This window comes from Enterobacter sp. BNK-29, from assembly GCF_048684785.1.
Lineage (GTDB): Bacteria > Pseudomonadota > Gammaproteobacteria > Enterobacterales > Enterobacteriaceae > Enterobacter > Enterobacter cloacae_M.
Window position 1 is genome coordinate 3,602,174 of the sequence record NZ_JBLQTU010000001.1, and the last position, 18,843, is coordinate 3,621,016.

Annotated in this window: 16 protein-coding genes; 9 read left to right on the forward strand and 7 right to left on the reverse strand. The window is 56.3% G+C overall.

Annotation, left to right across the window (positions count from 1 at the left end; all coding sequences use genetic code 11):
* The first annotated feature begins 195 nt into the window (after positions 1-195).
* Positions 196-2,808 (forward strand): aminopeptidase N, encoded by a 2,613-nt coding sequence (gene pepN, locus ACMGGX_RS17105; RefSeq protein ID WP_023311014.1) that lies wholly within the window; start codon positions 196-198, stop codon positions 2,806-2,808.
* A gap of 102 nt (positions 2,809-2,910) precedes the next feature.
* On the opposite strand, the gene ssuB is transcribed toward pepN, so the two are convergent.
* From ssuB to ssuE, 5 genes are read right to left on the reverse strand one after another with little or no spacing between them, the layout of a single operon-like run.
* On the reverse strand, positions 2,911-3,681 hold the full coding sequence (ssuB, locus tag ACMGGX_RS17110; RefSeq protein WP_032658179.1) for an aliphatic sulfonates ABC transporter ATP-binding protein: 771 nt from the start codon (positions 3,679-3,681) through the stop codon (positions 2,911-2,913).
* The gene (gene ssuC / locus ACMGGX_RS17115) at positions 3,678-4,469 is read right to left on the reverse strand and encodes an aliphatic sulfonate ABC transporter permease SsuC (protein ID WP_023311016.1); all 792 of its coding nucleotides are present in this window, start codon (positions 4,467-4,469) and stop codon (positions 3,678-3,680) included. The genes ssuB and ssuC overlap by 4 nt, the downstream gene beginning before the upstream one ends.
* Before the next feature lie 9 nt (positions 4,470-4,478).
* Positions 4,479-5,624: an FMNH2-dependent alkanesulfonate monooxygenase gene (gene ssuD / locus ACMGGX_RS17120; protein WP_039261601.1), complete on the reverse strand. Its 1,146-nt coding sequence runs from the start codon at positions 5,622-5,624 to the stop codon at positions 4,479-4,481.
* Entirely contained in the window at positions 5,621-6,583 is a 963-nt protein-coding gene (locus ACMGGX_RS17125) for a sulfonate ABC transporter substrate-binding protein (RefSeq protein WP_348560850.1), read from the reverse strand. Before ACMGGX_RS17125 ends, ssuD begins: the two co-directional genes overlap by 4 nt.
* A complete protein-coding gene (ssuE, locus tag ACMGGX_RS17130; protein ID WP_008499940.1) occupies positions 6,576-7,151 on the reverse strand; it encodes an NADPH-dependent FMN reductase in 576 nt (191 codons plus the stop codon). The genes ACMGGX_RS17125 and ssuE overlap by 8 nt, the downstream gene beginning before the upstream one ends.
* A 248-nt stretch (positions 7,152-7,399) precedes the next feature.
* Here ssuE and pyrD point away from each other — a divergent pair, with 248 nt between their 5' ends.
* Together pyrD and zapC are read left to right on the forward strand one after the other, a co-directional pair.
* A complete protein-coding gene (gene pyrD / locus ACMGGX_RS17135) occupies positions 7,400-8,410 on the forward strand; it encodes a quinone-dependent dihydroorotate dehydrogenase (protein WP_023311019.1) in 1,011 nt (336 codons plus the stop codon).
* 165 nt (positions 8,411-8,575) lie between these two features.
* Entirely contained in the window at positions 8,576-9,118 is a 543-nt protein-coding gene (zapC, locus tag ACMGGX_RS17140) for a cell division protein ZapC (protein ID WP_023311020.1), read from the forward strand.
* Here the strand turns inward: zapC and ACMGGX_RS17145 are convergent.
* The gene (locus ACMGGX_RS17145) at positions 9,115-10,224 is read right to left on the reverse strand and encodes a YcbX family protein (protein ID WP_420298646.1); all 1,110 of its coding nucleotides are present in this window, start codon (positions 10,222-10,224) and stop codon (positions 9,115-9,117) included. The genes zapC and ACMGGX_RS17145 overlap by 4 nt on opposite strands.
* Positions 10,225-10,322: 98 nt before the next feature.
* On the opposite strand from ACMGGX_RS17145, the gene rlmKL reads away from it, so the two are divergent.
* The 6 genes from rlmKL (at position 10,323) to rmf (ending at position 18,249) form a co-directional block, all read left to right on the forward strand.
* Complete coding sequence (rlmKL, locus tag ACMGGX_RS17150; protein ID WP_126787253.1) at positions 10,323-12,431, forward strand: bifunctional 23S rRNA (guanine(2069)-N(7))-methyltransferase RlmK/23S rRNA (guanine(2445)-N(2))-methyltransferase RlmL; 2,109 nt, start codon at positions 10,323-10,325, stop codon at positions 12,429-12,431.
* 12 nt (positions 12,432-12,443) lie between these two features.
* Positions 12,444-14,351: an ABC transporter ATP-binding protein gene (locus tag ACMGGX_RS17155; RefSeq protein ID WP_368743673.1), complete on the forward strand. Its 1,908-nt coding sequence runs from the start codon at positions 12,444-12,446 to the stop codon at positions 14,349-14,351.
* A 13-nt stretch (positions 14,352-14,364) separates the two neighbouring features.
* Positions 14,365-15,618 (forward strand): membrane integrity-associated transporter subunit PqiA, encoded by a 1,254-nt coding sequence (gene pqiA / locus ACMGGX_RS17160; RefSeq protein ID WP_325760170.1) that lies wholly within the window; start codon positions 14,365-14,367, stop codon positions 15,616-15,618.
* Between the two features lie 4 nt (positions 15,619-15,622).
* On the forward strand, positions 15,623-17,263 hold the full coding sequence (gene pqiB / locus ACMGGX_RS17165) for an intermembrane transport protein PqiB (protein ID WP_023311025.1): 1,641 nt from the start codon (positions 15,623-15,625) through the stop codon (positions 17,261-17,263).
* On the forward strand, positions 17,260-17,826 hold the full coding sequence (pqiC, locus tag ACMGGX_RS17170) for a membrane integrity-associated transporter subunit PqiC (protein WP_420298647.1): 567 nt from the start codon (positions 17,260-17,262) through the stop codon (positions 17,824-17,826). The genes pqiB and pqiC overlap by 4 nt, the downstream gene beginning before the upstream one ends.
* Before the next feature lie 255 nt (positions 17,827-18,081).
* Positions 18,082-18,249 carry a ribosome modulation factor gene (rmf, locus tag ACMGGX_RS17175; protein ID WP_013097261.1) on the forward strand — a complete coding sequence of 56 codons (168 nt, stop codon included), beginning with the start codon at positions 18,082-18,084 and terminating at the stop codon, positions 18,247-18,249.
* A gap of 71 nt (positions 18,250-18,320) precedes the next feature.
* On the opposite strand, the gene fabA is transcribed toward rmf, so the two are convergent.
* Positions 18,321-18,839: a 3-hydroxyacyl-[acyl-carrier-protein] dehydratase FabA gene (gene fabA / locus ACMGGX_RS17180; protein ID WP_008499931.1), complete on the reverse strand. Its 519-nt coding sequence runs from the start codon at positions 18,837-18,839 to the stop codon at positions 18,321-18,323.
* Between the last annotated feature and the right edge of the window lie 4 nt (positions 18,840-18,843).

The following is an 18,843-nucleotide window of genomic DNA, read 5'->3' on the forward strand; positions in this document are numbered from 1 at the left end:
TACCTTGTTTAGTGATTTATTGAACCCCGATCACAACATAAGCGCGTTTTATGGTCGAGGGCATTTTGTGCCCCGTGTTATACAAATGTAGCAAAAAAGGTTTTGACCCTGAAAAGATGAACATTCTGCATAGCGCGTTTTGCGCAACAGGAATATATTGAAACGTTACTCGACAAACGATGCATAAGGTTTTCTATGACACAACAGCCACAAGCCAAATACCGCCACGACTACCGTGCGCCGGATTACCTGATTAGCGAAATCGATCTGACTTTTGACCTTGATGCCACTAAAACCGTTGTCACGGCGGTGAGCCAGGTGACGCGCCATAGCGCAACTGCGGTGCCGCTGCGTCTGGATGGTGAAGACCTGACGCTGGTCTCCCTGCATATTAATGATGAAGCCTGGTCGGACTATAAAGAAGAAAACAACCAGCTGGTCATCGACAACCTGCCGGAACAGTTTACGCTGCGCATCGTGAATGAAATCAGCCCGGCCGCCAACACCGCGCTGGAAGGGCTTTACCAGTCGGGCGTGGCGCTGTGTACCCAGTGTGAAGCGGAAGGGTTCCGCCATATAACCTGGTATCTCGACCGTCCGGACGTCCTGGCGCGCTTCACCACCAAAATCATCGCCGATAAAACCCTGTATCCCTTCCTGCTCTCCAACGGTAACCGCGTAGGCGAAGGCGAGCTGGAGAATGGCCGTCACTGGGTGCAGTGGCAGGATCCCTTCCCGAAACCGTGCTACCTGTTTGCGCTGGTGGCGGGGGACTTCGACGTGCTGCGCGACACCTTCAAAACGCGCTCAGGCCGCGAGGTGGCGCTGGAGCTGTTTGTTGACCGCGGCAACCTTGACCGCGCGCCGTGGGCGATGACCTCACTCATCAACTCCATGAAGTGGGACGAGGAGCGCTTCGGCCTCGAATATGACCTCGACATCTATATGATCGTCGCCGTCGATTTCTTCAACATGGGCGCAATGGAGAACAAAGGCCTTAACGTCTTTAACTCCAAATACGTGCTGGCGCGTACCGATACCGCAACGGACAAAGACTACCTTGATATCGAACGCGTTATCGGCCACGAATATTTCCACAACTGGACCGGTAACCGCGTCACCTGCCGCGACTGGTTCCAGCTGAGCCTGAAAGAGGGCCTGACCGTCTTCCGCGATCAGGAGTTCAGCTCCGACCTGGGTTCACGCGCGGTGAACCGCATCAATAACGTGCGTACCATGCGTGGTCTGCAGTTTGCGGAAGATGCCAGCCCAATGGCGCACCCGATCCGCCCCGATAAAGTCATCGAGATGAACAACTTCTACACTCTGACGGTGTACGAGAAGGGCGCTGAAATTATCCGCATGATCCACACCCTGCTGGGCGAGGAGAACTTCCAGAAAGGGATGCAGCTGTACTTCGAGCGTCATGACGGCAGCGCGGCCACCTGCGACGATTTTGTGCAGGCGATGGAGGATGCCTCTAATGTCGATCTTTCTCACTTCCGCCGCTGGTACAGCCAGGCCGGGACGCCGGTTGTCACCGTCAAAGACGATTACAATCCGGAAACCGAGCAGTACACCCTGACCATCAGCCAGCGCACGCCGCCGACGGCGGAGCAGGAAGAGAAATATCCGCTGCATATTCCGTTCAGCATTGAGCTGTACGATAACGAAGGCAAAGTCATCCCGCTCCAGAAGGGAGGCCACCCGGTACACCACGTGCTGAACGTGACTCAGGCCGAACAGACCTTTATCTTCGATAACGTCTACTTCCAGCCGGTGCCTGCGCTGCTGTGTGAATTCTCCGCGCCGGTGAAGCTGGAGTATAAGTGGAGCGATCAGCAGCTGACGTTCCTGATGCGTCACGCGCGTAACGACTTCTCCCGCTGGGACGCGGCGCAAAGCCTGCTGGCGACCTACATCAAGCTCAACGTAAACCGCCATCAGCAGGGCCAGCCGCTGTCGCTGCCTGTCCATGTGGCTGACGCGTTCCGCGCGATCCTGCTGGATGAGAAGATTGACCCGGCCCTGGCCGCTGAAATTCTGACCCTGCCATCAGCGACTGAAATCGCCGAGCTGTTTGACATCATCGACCCGATTGCGATCGTGGCGGTGCGTGAAGCGTTGACCCGTACGCTGGCTGCTGAGCTGGCCGATGAGTTCCTGGCCATTTATAACGCCAATAAGCTTGACGCTTATCGCGTTGAGCACGCGGACATTGGTAAACGTTCTCTGCGCAATACCTGCCTGCGCTATCTGGCGTTTGGTGAAACCGAGCTGGCGAACACCCTGGTGAGCAAGCAGTATCACGAAGCGGATAATATGACCGACGCGCTGGCCGCGCTGGGTGCAAGCGTTGCCGCCGAACTGCCGTGCCGTGATGCGCTAATGCAGGAGTACGACGACAAGTGGCATCAGGATGGCCTGGTGATGGACAAGTGGTTCATCCTGCAGGCGACCAGCCCGGCGGCCGATGCGCTCAGCAACGTGCGCAGCCTGCTGAAGCATCGCTCCTTTACCCTGAGCAACCCAAACCGCGTGCGTTCTCTGATTGGCGCGTTTGCCAGCAGCAACCCGGCGGCGTTCCACGCCGAAGACGGCAGCGGTTATCAGTTCATGGTGGAAATGCTGACCGAGCTGAACAGCCGTAACCCGCAGGTGGCGTCGCGCCTGATTGAGCCGCTGATCCGTTTGAAACGCTACGACGCGAAGCGTCAGGCGAAGATGCGTGCCGCGCTTGAGCAGCTGAAAGGGCTGGAGAACCTGTCTGGTGATTTGTACGAGAAGATTGCTAAAGCCTTAGCGTAATAAAAAATTGCCCGGTGGGCAGGTAAAAGCAAAACGGCAACCTCGGTTGCCGTTTTTTGTGTTTTCTCCCTCTCCCCGTGGGAGAGGGCCGGGGTGAGGGCATCAGGCATTAGCCTTGGCTCGCTGTAACTCCGTCCCCCCGCGCTTCATCACCCGATCCAATACCTCAGCTTCCAGCTCCGCCAGCCTTGCCGAGCCCACGCGGCGAGGGCGCGGAAGATCCACCGTCAGATCCAGGCCTATTTTCCCGTCCTCTATTAACAGCACCCGGTCAGCCATCGCGACGGCTTCGCTCACGTCATGCGTCACCAGCAGTACCGTAAAGCCGTGCGCCTGCCACAGGGATCCAATCAAATCCTGCATTTCGATCCGCGTCAGGGCGTCGAGCGCGCCGAGCGGTTCATCAAGCAACAGCAGGCCCGGACGGTGAATTAGCGCACGCGCCAGCGCCACGCGCTGCTTCTGCCCACCCGAGAGGGCTGCCGGCCATTCGCCCGCACGATTTTCCAGCCCAACGGCGGCCAGCGCCTGGCGGGCTTCATCCCGCCAGCTGCCCTTAAGACCGAGCCCGACATTGTCGATAACCGTTTTCCACGGCAGCAGGCGTGCATCCTGAAACATCATGCGGGTATCGTCCTGAATATTCGAAAGCGGCGTCGTTCCTGCCAGAATGTCACCGCCGTTGGGGGCTTCCAGCCCGGCCAGAAGGCGTAGCAGGGTACTCTTGCCGCCGCCGCTGCGACCAACAACGGCCACAAATTGTCCGGCGGGAATATGCAGATCCAGCCCGTTAAGAATGGTGTTTTCGCCGTAGCGTTTGGTCACGCCGTTCAGCAGTAACGGCGTTCCCTGGTTCAGTCGTGCAGTATTCATGCTTTCGCCTCCTGAAGGGTGTAGGCCGGGTTCCAGCGCAGCCAGCTGCGCTCCAGCCACTGGGCGCTAACGTCGGCGAGTTTGCCGAGCAGGGCATAAAGAATGATGGCAACCACCACCACGTCCGTTTGCAGGAATTCGCGGGCGTTCATCGCCAGGTAGCCAATGCCTGAGTTGGCCGAGATGGTCTCCGCCACAATCAGCGTCAGCCACATCAGGCCGAGCGCAAAACGCACCCCGACCATAATGGAGGGCAGGGCGCCCGGCAGGATCACGTGAATAAAGAGGGAAAAGCCCGATAAGCCGTAGCTGCGCGCCATCTCCACCAGACCGCGATCGATATTGCGGATGCCGTGCCAGGTGTTGATGTAGATCGGGAACAATGTGCCCAGCGCCACGAGGAAGATCTTGGCGCTCTCATCAATCCCAAACCACAGGATAACCAGCGGGATCAGCGCCAGATGCGGCACGTTGCGCAGCATCTGAATAGAGGTATCCAGCAGCCGCTCGCCCCAGCGGGAAAGGCCACTGATCAAGCCCAGAACCAGACCTATGCTACCGCCGATGGAAAACCCAATCACGGCGCGCCAGGAGCTGATCGCCAGATGCTGCCACAGCTCACCGCTCACGCTCAGCGACCAGAACGCTTCTACGACGCCCTCCGGAGAGGGCAGAATGCGGCTCGACAGCCAGCCGGTGGATGACGCGAGCTGCCAGAGAGCCACAATGCCGACGGGTAAAAACCACGGCGCGGCGCGCAGCAGCCATTTTTGGGAGGTGGCAGACATGGTCGCTCCTTAGCTCTGTGCGGCTTTGCGTGGAATAAACTCGTTCGCCACGGCTTCGCCCTGAAGCTGAAGCCGCTGCGGCTGCGGAATTTCCGGAATGGCAACATCCAGATGCGGGAATAACAGCTCGCCCACCTTGTACGCCTCTTCAAGATGCGGGTAACCGGAGAGAATAAAGCTGTCGATACCCAGGTCAGCGTATTCATTAATCCGGGCAGCTACGGTCGGACCGTCGCCGACCAGCGCCGTGCCCGCACCGCCGCGCACCAGGCCGACGCCCGCCCACAGGTTCGGGCTGATCTCCAGATTCTCGCGCTTGCCGTTGTGCAGGGACGCCATTCGGTGCTGTCCGACGGAGTCGGTTTTGGCAAACGCGGCCTGCGCCCTGGCGATGGTCTCATCGTCCAGATGGGAAATCAGACGGTCGGCGGCCTGCCAGGCTTCTTCATTGGTTTCGCGTACGATTACGTGCAGGCGAATACCGAAGCGCACCTTGCGGCCATGGGCGGCCGCCTTAGCGCGTACCTGGGCAATTTTTTCTTTCACCAGCTCAGGCGGTTCGCCCCAGGTAAGATAGAGATCGACCTGCTCTGCCGCCAGATCCTGGGCCACATCCGAAGATCCGCCAAAATAGAGCGGCGGTCGCGGCTGCTGAACCGGTGGGAAGTAGAGTTTCGCGTCACGAACGTGAATATGCTTGCCTTCAAAGGTGACGGTTTCACCTTCCAGCAGACGTCGCCAGACGCGGGTGAACTCGGCGGAGGCTTCATAGCGCTCGGTATGGTCGAGGAACACCCCATCGCCCGCCAGCTCCTGCGGATCGCTGCCCGTCACCAGGTTAAACAGGGCGCGACCGTTGGACAGCCTGTCCAGCGTTGCCGCCTGACGCGCCGCCACGGTGGGTGAGACCACGCTCGGGCGTAACGCAACCAGGAACTTCAGACGCTGGGTGACCGGGATCATCGACGCGGCGACCAGCCAGGCATCTTCACATGAACGTCCGGTCGGGATCAGCACCCCGGTGAAACCGATTCGGTCCGCCGCCTGCGCAATCTGCTGCAGGTAGCCGTGGTCAACCGGGCGCGAGCCCTCTTCTGTACCAAGATAGTGTCCATCACCGTGGGTGGGTAAAAACCAGAAAAGATTCAGACTCATGATTTAGCTCCTTCTTTGCCTGCGGGCTGCCAGATGCGTTCGCGAATAGTGACCTGTTTTGGCACCAGGTGGTTTTGATAGAAAAGGTCAGCCGTTTGTTGCTGAAGCGCAGCGACGTGCGCGTCTACTGGCGTAATGGTGGTCGGCGGACGGTGGTTGAGATAGCTCGCGATCACCGGCTCAGGTAAGCCCATGGTTTTCGCCAGCAGGGCAATGCTCTCCTGACGCTGGGTCTGGGTCAGCGCATCGGCCTGGGTAAAGGTATCCAGTACGCCCTGAATAAATGCGCCGTTCTTTTCAGCATAAGGACGCGCGGCCAGATAAAACGAGCCTGTCTGCTTCAGCGTGGTACCGTCTTTCAGCACGCGAACGCCGCCCTGCAGCAATGCGGCGGAGTAGTACGGATCCCAGATGGCCCAGGCATCAACGTTCTTCTGCTGGAACGCGGCGCGGGCGTCGGCAGGCGTCAGGTAAACAGGCTGAATGTCAGTGAACTTCAGCCCGGCTTCCTGCAGGGCACGCAGCAGCAGGTTGTGTGAGCTGGAACCTTTCTGGAAAGCCACTTTATGCCCTTTGAGGTCGGCGACGCTTTTGATGTCGCTGTTTTCAGGCACCAGAATCACTTCGGCCTTCGGTTTGGGCGGCTCAACGCCAACATAGACGAGGTCCGCTCCCGCCGCCTGGGCAAATATCGGTGGAATATCGCCCGTGCTGCCGAGATCGATACTGCCGACGTTCAGGGCCTCCAGCATCTGCGGGCCAGCTGGGAACTCCACCCAGGAGAATTTGGTGTCCGGGAAGCGTTTTTCCAGCAGCTGGTGGCTTTTCGCCAGCACCATGCTGACGCTGCCTTTCTGATAGCCAATGCGCAAACTTTCCGGAGCCGTTTCTGCGGCATGGGCCAGCGAGGTAAGTACCATCAGACCTGCCAGTCCGATACGGGTTAACGTTTTAAACATGTGCGACTCCTTGAGGCTGACCAAACGCCGGGGCCTGGATATCCCTGCGGTGCAGAGCGTGCCAGAAGGTTTCCAGTGCGTTATCGAGGCGGGTTTGCAGGTTCGGCGTAAAATGAGGTTTATGTTGATAATCGATAACCTGGGAGTCATCTGCGAAAACTCCATGGAGGATCTCCTGCGCTTTCAACGCGTTCAGCACCGGCTTCAGGGCATAATCCACGGCCAATAAATGGGCAACCGTACCGCCCGTTGCCAGCGGCAGTACGACTTTGCCGTCCAGGGCGCGCTCCGGAAGCAGATCGAGCAGGGTTTTCAGCGCCCCGGAAAAGGAGGCTTTATAAATAGGCGTTGCCACAATTAAGCCGTCAGCGCCGTTAAGCTGCTCGATGAGCGTTTTAAGCGCAGGGCTGTCGAAACGGGCATAGAGCAGATCTTCAGGTTCGAAGTTATGCAGGTTCCAGTGGCACACTTCCACATCCAGGGCATTGAGTTTTTCGCGGGCATATTCCAGCAGGGCGCTGGAGCGCGAAGGGAATCGTGGACTTCCGGCCAGGGTAATGACGCGCATACTTCCTCCTTATAACCAATTGTTTGCTTTTATCTAACATTCATAACAATTTTCAGGAGTGTGACACCGCGCGGTTATTCCACTAAATGATTTATCTGCAATTAAAATGCGAAAAAGTGCATAAGAAATAGACGGGAAGGTAAACGATTGCGTTTTGCGCTGATTTTTTGCCGCAGGTCAATTCCCTTTCGCGCGTGGATCGCCCATAATCCCCTCCCGGTTTGCACACCGGGAATCCAGGAGAGTTCATGTACTACCCCTTCGTTCGTAAAGCCCTTTTCCAGCTCGACCCTGAGCGCGCTCATGAATTTACATTCCAGCAATTACGTCGTATTACCGGAACGCCGCTGGCCGCTCTGGTGCGTCAGAATGTGCCGGAAAAACCTGTGCAGTGCATGGGTCTGACCTTTAAAAATCCGCTGGGTCTGGCGGCCGGTCTGGACAAAAATGGCGAGTGCATTGATGCCCTGGGCGCGATGGGCTTTGGCTCCATTGAAATCGGCACCGTCACGCCGCGCCCGCAGCCGGGAAATGACAAGCCGCGCCTGTTCCGCCTGGTTGAAGCCGAAGGGCTCATCAACCGCATGGGCTTTAATAACCTCGGTGTTGATCACCTGGTTGAGAACGTAAAAAAAGCCCATTTTGACGGGATATTAGGCATCAATATCGGTAAAAATAAAGACACGCCGGTAGAGCAGGGTAAAGATGACTATCTGATTTGTATGGAAAAAGTCTACGCCTATGCCGGTTATATCGCGGTGAATATTTCTTCACCCAATACTCCGGGTCTGCGTTCCTTACAATATGGCGAAGCGCTGGACGATCTTCTGAGTGCCATTAAAAATAAACAAAATGAACTCCAGACGATCCACCATAAATATGTTCCGGTCGCGGTTAAGATCGCCCCGGATCTTTCTCCTGAAGAATTGATCCAGGTTGCCGACAGTTTGGTTCGCCATAATATTGATGGTGTTATTGCGACCAATACCACTCTCGATCGTTCCCTCGTGCAGGGAATGAAAAACTGTGACGAAGCGGGTGGGTTAAGTGGACGTCCGGTGCAATTAAAAAGCACCGAAATTATTCGCGCCCTGTCTGCGGAATTAAAAGGACGTCTGCCGATTATTGGCGTCGGCGGCATTGACTCAGTGATTGCTGCACGCGAGAAGATGGCGGCAGGTGCGTCACTGGTGCAAATCTATTCCGGCTTTATTTTTAAAGGACCGCCGCTGATTAAAGAAATCGTTACTCATATCTAATCTTTTCTCTTAATCAGACAACCAGGGCTTTATTTCCAGCCCTGGTTGTTTTATATTCCGTCACTGTTGCTTATTTAGTCATTATAGTCTTTTATTAATGGTGTTATAAACGAGGCGGCAAACAGGACATTTTTAGTACAGGACGTTTGGGGACGGGAGAGACACATGCGAATTAAACCTGACGATAACTGGCGCTGGTATTTTTGCGACGAGCATGACCGAATGATGCTCGATTTAGCCAATGGTATGTTGTTTCGTTCTCGTTTTGCCCGCCGAATGTTAACCCCGGATGCATTTTCCCCGTCGGGCTTTTGCGTTGACGATGCGGCGCTTTATTTCTCCTTTGAAGAAAAATGCCGGGATCTGGTGCTCTCTAAAGAGCAGCGTGCCGAGCTGGTATTAAATGCGCTGGTGGCTATCCGCTTCCTGAAACCACAAATGCCAAAAAGCTGGCATTTTCTTGCGCATGGTATGAGCTGGACCCCGGCAACGGGTGACGCGGCCAGCGTCAATCTGAGCGATACCGCAGAAGAGGTGAGCCTGCTGGTGGTTGAGCCTGGCGAAAATGCTGCGCTCTGCCTGCTGGCACAGCCCGGCGTAACCATTGCCGGGCGGACGATGCAGCTTGGCGATGCCATTAAAGTGATGAACGACAGGCTGAAGCCGCAGCTGCGCGTAGACTCCTTCAGCCTTGAACAGGCGGTTTAAGCTTCCAGCTGTACGGACGTTTTCGGTATGCAGCTACAGCACAGAATTGTGCCGTCATTTCCAATTGCCGATTTTTTCAGCGCACTGACCTCTCCATCCACCAGCCTGATGCGGCAGCATCCGCAAATGCCTGCGCGACAGGAATAGGGTACGCGAATACCAGCCTGCTCCAGTTGCTCCAGTAATACCTGCTGGTTGTTGCCACGGATGACGTTGCCCTGCCAGTGAATATCTACCGCAGAGGCGACATTCGTCACAACGTCGACCGTTTCTTCTTCCTGACCTGAGCCGTACGCTTTTGCAGGCCCTCTGGCAAGAATTTCTACCTCATCACCGACGCGGATTGCGCCGCTGGAGCGCGGGATCAGGTTCTGGCCGAAATCCACATCGCCGTTGTCCTGCGCGGTGCGGAACGACTGCAGCGTCTTCAGCGGTTCGCCGGAAGGGTGCTTCTGGCCTTTCTCAGGGCTCACCGTAGTGAAAATGCAGCGGCTGCAGGGTTTTACGACATCAAAGATGACGCTGCCGATGCGGATCACTTTCCATGTGTCTTCTTCCCAGGCGTCGGCGCCCGTGACCACCAGGTTCGGACGGAACTGTTCCATCTGAACGCTGGCCTTGCAGCGGCCTTGTAAATCACGCAGCGAGGCTTCGTTAGTCAGCAGGAACGGGAAACCATCGGCGAAGGAGAGGGGAACGGCGTCATGGCGCTTAACGCGACGCGTCAGTTCAGGACCTACCCAGCGCAGCTGCACGTCACGAGAGAAGAAACCGCTCAGCCAGCGGTTAATCTCATCCGGGGCGATGCGCGCGGTAAAATGATTGCCCCACACTTCCGTTGGCGCATCGACAGGCGCAAAATCAGCAAAGCGAATGACCGCGCTGGAACCGTCCGGTGCGGTAAGGTGTAAACCGTCATGTAGCGGGGAAGGGGTAAAGCGAACCATCTGCGGGAACTGGCGTGCGGTAATGAACGTGCCGTCAGGCTCGGTGACCATAAAAATACGATCGAAGGCGAATCCGCTCATGTCGGCCAGCGCGTGAGAGACGCCGATGCCGCGCATGGATTTCACCGGATGAATAAAAAGCCTGGATAACGTCGCCACTGCACACTCCCACAAATGAAAATAAGCCTTCAACTTTATGACATACACGCCATATTAGCTATAATGCGCGACAATTTTCTAAGAGTAAAAGTGACGATATGAATTCTCTGTTTGCCAGTACGGCCCGTGGGCTGGAAGAGCTGTTAAAAACTGAACTGGAAAGCCTGGGCGCGCAAGAGTGCCAGGTGGTTCAGGGTGGTGTCCATTTTGAGGGCGACACGCGGCTTATTTACCAGAGCCTGATGTGGAGCCGTCTGGCGTCGCGCATCATGCTGCCGATGAAGGAGTGCAAGGTCTATAGCGACCTGGACCTCTATACCGGCGTACAGATGATCGACTGGACAGAGATCTTCACGCCCAATGCCACCTTTGCGGTGCATTTCAACGGCGTGAACGACGAGATCCGCAACAGCCAGTACGGTGCCCTGCGCGTAAAAGACGCCATTGTGGACTGCTTCACGCGTAAAAATAAGGAACGTCCAAACGTCGATCGCGAAAACCCGGATCTGCGTATTAACGTCTGGCTCAACGGCGACACGGCGAGTATTTCTCTCGATCTGAGCGGCGCGGGCCTGCACCTGCGCGGCTACCGCGATCGTACCGGTATGGCGCCAATTAAAGAAACCCTGGCCGCCGCCATTGTAATGCGCTCCGGCTGGCAGCCGGGCACGCCGCTGCTCGATCCTATGTGTGGTTCCGGTACGTTGCTGATTGAAGCGGCCATGCTGGCAACCGACCGCGCGCCGGGCCTGCATCGCGGCCACTGGGGCTTTAAAGGCTGGGCGCAGCACGACGAAGCGCTCTGGAAAGAGGTCAAAGACGACGCGCAGACCCGCGCGCGTAAAGGTCTGGCGGAGTACACCTCCCACTTCTACGGTTCGGACAGCGACCCGCGCGTAATCGAACGCGCGCGCAGCAACGCCCGTCGCGCCGGTATCGGCGAGCTGGTCACCTTTGAGGTGAAAGACGTGGCGAATCTGACCAACCCGCTGCCAAAAGGTCCGTACGGTACCGTGATCAGCAACCCGCCATACGGCGAGCGTCTGGACAGCGAGCCGGCGCTGATTGCCCTGCACAGCCTGCTGGGCCGCAATATGAAGGACTACTTCGGCGGCTGGAACCTGTCGCTGTTTAGCGCCTCGCCGGAGCTGCTGAGCTGCCTGCAGCTGCGTGCCGATCGCCAGTTTAAAGCGAAAAACGGCCCGCTGGACTGCGTGCAGAAAAACTACCATCTGGCGGAGAAAGCGGCGGACAGTAAGCCATCCGGCGTGGCGGAAGATTACGCCAACCGCCTGCGCAAGAACCTGAAGAAATACGAGAAGTGGGCGAAGCAGGAAGGGATTGAATGCTACCGCCTGTACGACGCCGATCTGCCGGAGTACAACGTGGCGGTTGACCGCTACGCGGACTGGGTGGTGATTCAGGAATATGCTCCACCGAAAACCATTGATGCGCAAAAAGCGCGTCAGCGCATGCTGGATGTGATTGCGGCCACCATCGCCGTGCTCGGCATTGCGCCAAACAAGCTGGTGCTTAAAACCCGCGAGCGTCAGAAAGGAAAAAATCAGTATCAGAAGATGGGCGAGAAGGGCGACTTCATCGAAGTGGGCGAATACAACGCTCGCCTGTGGGTGAACCTGACCGACTATCTGGATACCGGCCTGTTCCTCGACCACCGTATCGCCCGTCGCATGCTGGGCCAGATGAGCAAGGGCAAAGATTTCCTCAACCTGTTCTCCTATACCGGCAGCGCGAGCGTGCATGCGGGTCTGGGCGGTGCGCGGAGCACCACCACGGTGGATATGTCCCGCACCTATCTGGAGTGGGCGGAGCGCAACCTGCGTCTTAACGGGCTTACCGGACGTCAGCACCGACTGATGCAGGCCGACGTGCTGGGCTGGCTGCGTGATACCGACGAGCAGTTCGACCTGATCTTTATCGATCCGCCGACCTTCTCCAACTCCAAGCGCATGGAGGATAGCTTTGACGTTCAACGCGATCACCTGCGCCTGATGACCGACCTGAAGCGCCTGCTGCGTAAGGGCGGCACCATTATGTTCTCGAACAACAAACGCGGCTTCCGTATGGATCATGACGGCTTAGCAGCCCTGGGACTGAAAGCACAAGAAATCAGCCAAAAAACGCTGTCTCAGGACTTTGCCCGTAACCGTCAAATTCATAACTGCTGGTTGATTACCGCGGTCTGAAAGGAAAAATAAATGTCTTTAATTAGTATGCACGGCGCGTGGCTCTCTTTCAGCGACTCGCCGCTTCTCGATAATGCAGAGCTGCATATCGAAGATAACGAGCGCGTCTGTCTGGTGGGCCGTAACGGCGCGGGTAAATCCACGCTGATGAAAATCCTCAACCGCGAACAGGGGCTGGATGACGGCCGCATCGTTTACGAGCAGGATCTGATCGTCTCCCGCCTCCAGCAGGACCCGCCGCGTCACGTGACCGGCAGCGTTTACGATTTCGTGGCGGAAGGGATCTCTGAGCAGGCCGAATATCTGAAGCGCTATCATGAGATTTCGCATCTGGTGATGACCGATCCGAGCGACAAGAACCTCAACGAACTGGCGAAAGTGCAGGAGATGCTCGATCATCACGGTCTGTGGCAGCTTGAAAACCGCATTAACGAGGTTCTGGCCCAGCTTGGTCTGGAAGCGGACATGGAGCTGTCGGCGCTCTCCGGCGGCTGGCTGCGTAAAGCGGCCCTGGGCCGCGCGCTGGTCAGCGGGCCGAAGGTGCTGCTGCTGGACGAACCGACGAACCACCTGGATATCGAAGCGATTGACTGGCTGGAAGGTTTCCTGAAAACCTTCAGCGGCACCATCATCTTTATCTCGCACGACCGTTCGTTTATTCGCAACATGGCAACGCGTATTGTCGATCTCGACCGCGGCAAGCTGGTCACCTATCCTGGCGATTACGACACCTATCTGCTTGAGAAAGAAGAAAACCTGCGCGTGGAAGAGCTGCAGAATGCGGAGTTCGACCGCAAGCTGGCGCAGGAAGAAGTGTGGATCCGCCAGGGCATCAAGGCCCGCCGTACCCGTAACGAAGGCCGCGTGCGCGCTCTGAAGGCAATGCGCCGTGAGCGCAGCGAACGCCGTGAAGTGATGGGCAGCGCCAAAATGCAGGTGGAAGAAGCGTCCCGTTCCGGCAAGATTGTCTTCGAAATGGAAAACGTCAACTATCAGGTTGATGGCAAAGTGCTGGTGAAAGATTTCTCCGCCCAGGTTCAGCGCGGTGACAAAATTGCGCTTATCGGCCCGAACGGCTGCGGTAAAACCACGCTGCTGAAGCTGATGCTGGGCCAGCTGCAGGCCAACAGCGGCCGCATTCACTGTGGGACTAAGCTGGAAGTGGCCTACTTCGACCAGCACCGCGCGGAGCTGGATCCGGACCGCACGGTGATGGATAACCTCGCCGAAGGCAAGCAAGAGGTAATGGTAAACGGCAAGCCGCGCCACGTGCTGGGCTATCTGCAGGACTTCCTGTTCCATCCGAAACGTGCGATGACCCCAGTCCGTGCGTTATCTGGCGGAGAGCGTAATCGTCTGCTGCTGGCGCGTCTGTTCCTGAAACCAAGTAACCTGTTGATTCTCGATGAACCAACGAACGACCTGGATGTCGAAACGCTGGAATTACTCGAAGAACTGATTGACGGTTATCAGGGGACCGTGATGCTGGTCAGCCACGATCGTCAGTTCGTGGATAACACCGTAACCGAGTGCTGGATCTTCGAAGGTGAAGGGCGAATTGGACAATACGTAGGCGGTTATCATGATGCAAAAGGGCAGCAATCGCAGTCTCTGGCGCAGAAACAGTCAAAGTCCAAAATAAGTTCAGAACCCGCTGTAACAAAAGCAGAAACTGTCAAGAAAACCTCGGCTAAACTAAGCTATAACCTGCAGCGCGAACTGGAGGGGCTACCGCAGCGTCTTGAAGAGCTGGAAGCCGCGCTTGAGGATCTGCAAAAACAGGTCGCTGATGCGTCATTCTTTACCCAATCGCATGACTATACTCAGAAAGTACTGGCTGAACTGTCCGCGGCTGAAAAAGCCCTGGAAGAAGCATTTGAGCGCTGGGAGTACCTTGAGTCTCTGAAAAACGGCGCATAAACAGGGATAACATATGTGTGACCAGCACCATGCCGACAGGCATATTTTATGCTCGCAATGCGATATGCTCGTGGCGTTGCCAGAGCTTGGTCATGGACATAAAGCCCTGTGTCCACGTTGCGGCGCAACGTTGACAACCGAGTGGGACGCGCCGCGGCAGCGTCCCACTGCTTACGCTCTGGCAGCATTGTTCATGCTGCTGCTCTCTAATCTCTTCCCCTTCATCTATATGAAGGTGGGGGGGATAACCAGCCAGGTGGATTTGCTTGAAATCCCAGGCGTGATGTTCTCGGAAGATTACGCCAGCCTCGGCACCTTTTTTCTCCTGTTTGTCCAGATAGTCCCGGCTTTTTGCCTGGTCGTTATCCTTTTGCTGGTCAACCGCGTCAGGATGCCCTCATTACTGAAAATCCGGCTCGCGCGTATCCTTTTTCAGCTCAAAAGCTGGGGCATGGCCGAGATCTTTCTGGCGGGCATTCTGGTCAGTTTCGTGAAGCTCATGGCGTACGGCGATGTGGGGATCGGCAGCAGCTTTATTCCGTGGTGCCTGTACTGTGTCCTGCAGCTGCGCGCCTTCCAGTGCGTGGACAGGCGCTGGGCGTGGGATGATATCGCCCCGGCACCGACGCTTGCGCAGACGGTAAAAGTCGGCGTGCCCGGAATTCGTCAGGGGCTGCGTTCCTGCCCATGCTGCACCGCCGTGCTGCCCGCCGATCTCGACGTTTGTCCGCGCTGCGAAACGAAAGGTCACGTACGCCGTAAAAATAGCCTGCAGTGGACGATGGCGCTGCTGGTCACCTCCATCATGCTGTATCTGCCTGCCAATATTCTACCGATCATGATCACCGATTTGCTCGGCGACAAAATGCCCTCGACGATCCTGGCCGGGGTGATACTGCTGTGGGGCGAAGGTTCCTATCCTGTCGCCGGCGTGATCTTTATCGCCAGTATTATGGTGCCAACCTTGAAAATGATCGCCATCGCCTGGCTCTGTTGGGATGCGAAAGGGCATGGAAAACGCGACAGCGAACGCATGCACCTGATTTATGAAGTGGTCGAGTTTGTCGGACGCTGGTCAATGATTGACGTGTTTGTCATCGCCGTTCTCTCTGCACTGGTGCGGATGGGCGGTTTGATGAGTATTTATCCCGCGATGGGGGCTTTAATGTTTGCACTGGTCGTGATTATGACCATGTTTGCGGCCATGACCTTCGACCCTCGTTTATCGTGGGATCGTGAGCCTGAATCAAGCCATGAGGAAGAGTAAGAGCATGGAAAATAAGAGTGGAGAGGCGAAAGTGCAGAAGGTCAAAAACTGGTCGCCGGTGTGGATTTTCCCCATCGTGACCGCGCTGATCGGTGCATGGATCCTGTTTTATCATTACAGCCATCAGGGACCGGAAGTCACGCTGATAACCACCAATGCCGAGGGGATTGAGGGCGGTAAAACGACCATCAAAAGCCGTAGCGTGGACGTGGGCGTGGTCGAAAGCGCAACCCTGACCGACGATTTAACCCATGTGGAAATTAAGGCGCGCCTTAATGCCGGCATGGAAAAACTGCTGCATGGCGATTCCGTTTTCTGGGTCGTTAAACCGCAGGTGGGGCGCGAAGGGATCAGTGGTTTAGGGACGCTGCTCTCCGGGGCCTATATTGAACTGCAGCCCGGCACGAAGGGTAGCCAGCCGGGAAAATACCAGCTTCTGGATTCACCGCCGCTTGCGCCGCCTGATGCCAAGGGTATCCGCGTGATCCTCGACAGCAAAAAAGCGGGTCAGCTCACGGCGGGTGACCCGGTACTGTTCCGCGGCTACCGCGTCGGTTCCGTTGAAACCAGCACCTTCGATGCGCAAAAGCGTACCATTAGCTATCAGCTTTTCATCAATGCGCCAAACGATCGTCTGGTGACCAGCAACGTTCGCTTCTGGAAGGACAGCGGGATCGCGGTCGATCTTACGTCGGCGGGGATGCGCGTAGAAATGGGATCATTAACCACGCTGTTTGGCGGCGGGGTGAGCTTTGATGTGCCGGAAGGGCAGGATCTCGGGCAGCCGGTTGCCGAAAAAACGGCGTTCAGACTCTTTGACGATCAGCGAAGCATTCAGGACGCGCTTTATACCGATCACATCGACTTCCTGATGTTCTTTAAAGATTCCGTCCGCGGTCTGCAGCCGGGCGCGCCCGTTGAGTTCCGCGGCATTCGTCTCGGTACGGTTGGACAAGTTCCGTTCTTTGTCCCGGGCCTGAGTCAGATGCTGGACGATGATTATCGTATTCCGGTGCTGATCCGTATCGAGCCGGAGCGTCTGCTGAACCAGATTGGCGAGAACCAGGATATCGCGGCGCATATTAACGAACTGATGAACCGTGGTCTGCGCGGGTCGCTGAAAACGGGTAACCTGGTGACGGGCGCGCTGTATGTGGATATGGACTTCTACCCGAAAGCACCGCCGATTACCGGTATTCGTGAATTCGGTGGCTACAAGATCATCCCAACGGTGAGCAGCGGTCTGGCTCAGATCCAACAGCGCCTGATGGAGACGCTGGATAAGATCAACAATCTGCCGCTGAATCCGATGATTGAAGCGGCGACGAACTCGCTGAGCGAAAGCCAGGCAACGATGCGTCGTCTGCAAACCACGCTGGATAACATCAACAAGATCACGGCGAGCCAGAGTATGCAGCAGCTGCCGCAGGATATGCAGAAAACGCTGCGTGAGCTGAACCGCAGTATGCAGGGCTTCCAGCCGGGTTCAGCGGCCTACAACAAGATGGTGGCAGATATGCAGCGTCTTGATCAGGTCTTACGTGAACTGCAGCCGGTGCTGAAAACGCTCAACGAGAAGAGCAACGCGCTGGTGTTCGAAGCGAAAGATAAAAAGGATCCTGAGCCGAAGAGGGCAAAAGAATGAAAAAGTGGCTATTGATGGTTGGCGCTCTGCTGTTAACGGCATGCAGTTCAGGGGTAGATAATAAAAGCTACTATCAGCTGCCTGTGGCTACCCACAGCGGTGGGCAAAGCACGGCCAGCCAGGGAAACCGCCAGCTGTGGGTTGAGCAGGTTGCCGTGCCGGATTATCTGGCAGGAAACGGGGTGGTCTATCAGACCAGCGACGTAAAATACGTGATAGCGACGAACAACCTGTGGGCCAGCCCGCTGGATCAGCAGCTGCGCAATACGCTGGTGGCCAATCTGGGCAGTCAGCTTCCGGGCTGGGTTGTCGCGTCGCAGCCGCTGGGTAACGACCAGGATACGCTTAACGTCACGGTAACGGGCTTCCACGGCCGTTATGACGGTGCGGTGGTGATTAGCGGGGAGTGGTTGCTGAACCATCAGGGGCAGCTGATTAAGCGTCCTTTCTATCTGGAGCTGAAGCAGCAGAAAGATGGCTATGACGAAATGGTGAAAGTCCTGGCTCAGGGTTGGGCACAGGAGTCGGCCAGTATCGCAAGGGAAATTTCCCGGCTGCCATAAGTAAAATTCATCATCAAAAACCGCAGTTGGCCTGTTGCTGATTGCGGTTTTTTTTCGTTTTCAGTTCAGTTTGTTACTTGTGCCACGTCACAATTTTTGTACAAATGAACTTCCAGCTAGCTCACAAATATGACACCCGTATGAATTTTGAACATTGACGATGCGACTAATTCGGGGTATTCGTTATCTGTGCCTGTGCATTTAGTGCAGACACTGTTTTCTTTCCACCAGACAAAAGAATGAGGGAAACGAGGCATGAAGAGACAGAAACGAGATCGCCTGGAACGGGCTCATCAACGTGGTTATCAGGCCGGCATCGCTGGACGTTCTAAAGAAATGTGTCCTTATCAGACGATAAATCAAAGGTCACAATGGCTTGGAGGCTGGCGAGAAGCCATCGGCGACAGGGCACTCATAGCCTGATAACGTCTCTTTCAAAAAAGAAACCTCCGCAATGCGGAGGTTTCGCCTTTCTGGGGGTGCCAAAAGCACGATCAGAAAGCTGAAGTATCCTGGAACAGGCCAACTTTCAGGTCGCTTGCGCTATAGATCAGACGACCGTCGACCAGCACTTCGCCATCTGCCAGGCCCATAATCAGGCGGCGGTTAACGATGCGCTTGAAGTGAATACGATAGGTCACTTTCTTCGCCGTAGGCAGAACCTGGCCAGTGAATTTTACTTCGCCCACGCCCAGCGCGCGGCCTTTACCTTCGCCGCCCAGCCAGCCCAGATAGAAGCCAACCAGCTGCCACATGGCATCCAGGCCCAGACAGCCAGGCATTACCGGATCGCCAATAAAGTGGCAACCGAAGAACCACAGGTCCGGGTTGATATCGAGTTCTGCTTCTACGTAACCCTTATCGAAGTTGCCGCCGGTTTCGGTCATTTTCACGACACGGTCCATCATCAGCATGTTCGGGGCCGGTAACTGTGGGCCTTTAGCGCCAAACAGTTCACCGCGACCAGAGGCAAGAAGATCTTCTTTTGTATAGGATTCGCGTTTATCTACCATGTTC

Bases quoted from the DNA above. Each gene is read 5' to 3' on its own strand.
- pepN (WP_023311014.1), top strand. From the start codon at position 196: ATGACACAACAGCCACAAGCCAAATACCGCCACGACTACCGTGCGCCG.
- ssuB (WP_032658179.1), bottom strand. From the start codon at position 3,681: ATGAATACTGCACGACTGAACCAGGGAACGCCGTTACTGCTGAACGGC.
- ssuC (WP_023311016.1), bottom strand. From the start codon at position 4,469: ATGTCTGCCACCTCCCAAAAATGGCTGCTGCGCGCCGCGCCGTGGTTT.
- ssuD (WP_039261601.1), bottom strand. From the start codon at position 5,624: ATGAGTCTGAATCTTTTCTGGTTTTTACCCACCCACGGTGATGGACAC.
- ACMGGX_RS17125 (WP_348560850.1), bottom strand. From the start codon at position 6,583: ATGTTTAAAACGTTAACCCGTATCGGACTGGCAGGTCTGATGGTACTT.
- ssuE (WP_008499940.1), bottom strand. From the start codon at position 7,151: ATGCGCGTCATTACCCTGGCCGGAAGTCCACGATTCCCTTCGCGCTCC.
- pyrD (WP_023311019.1), top strand. From the start codon at position 7,400: ATGTACTACCCCTTCGTTCGTAAAGCCCTTTTCCAGCTCGACCCTGAG.
- zapC (WP_023311020.1), top strand. From the start codon at position 8,576: ATGCGAATTAAACCTGACGATAACTGGCGCTGGTATTTTTGCGACGAG.
- rlmKL (WP_126787253.1), top strand. From the start codon at position 10,323: ATGAATTCTCTGTTTGCCAGTACGGCCCGTGGGCTGGAAGAGCTGTTA.
- ACMGGX_RS17155 (WP_368743673.1), top strand. From the start codon at position 12,444: ATGTCTTTAATTAGTATGCACGGCGCGTGGCTCTCTTTCAGCGACTCG.
- pqiA (WP_325760170.1), top strand. From the start codon at position 14,365: ATGTGTGACCAGCACCATGCCGACAGGCATATTTTATGCTCGCAATGC.
- pqiB (WP_023311025.1), top strand. From the start codon at position 15,623: ATGGAAAATAAGAGTGGAGAGGCGAAAGTGCAGAAGGTCAAAAACTGG.
- pqiC (WP_420298647.1), top strand. From the start codon at position 17,260: ATGAAAAAGTGGCTATTGATGGTTGGCGCTCTGCTGTTAACGGCATGC.
- rmf (WP_013097261.1), top strand. From the start codon at position 18,082: ATGAAGAGACAGAAACGAGATCGCCTGGAACGGGCTCATCAACGTGGT.
- fabA (WP_008499931.1), bottom strand. From the start codon at position 18,839: ATGGTAGATAAACGCGAATCCTATACAAAAGAAGATCTTCTTGCCTCT.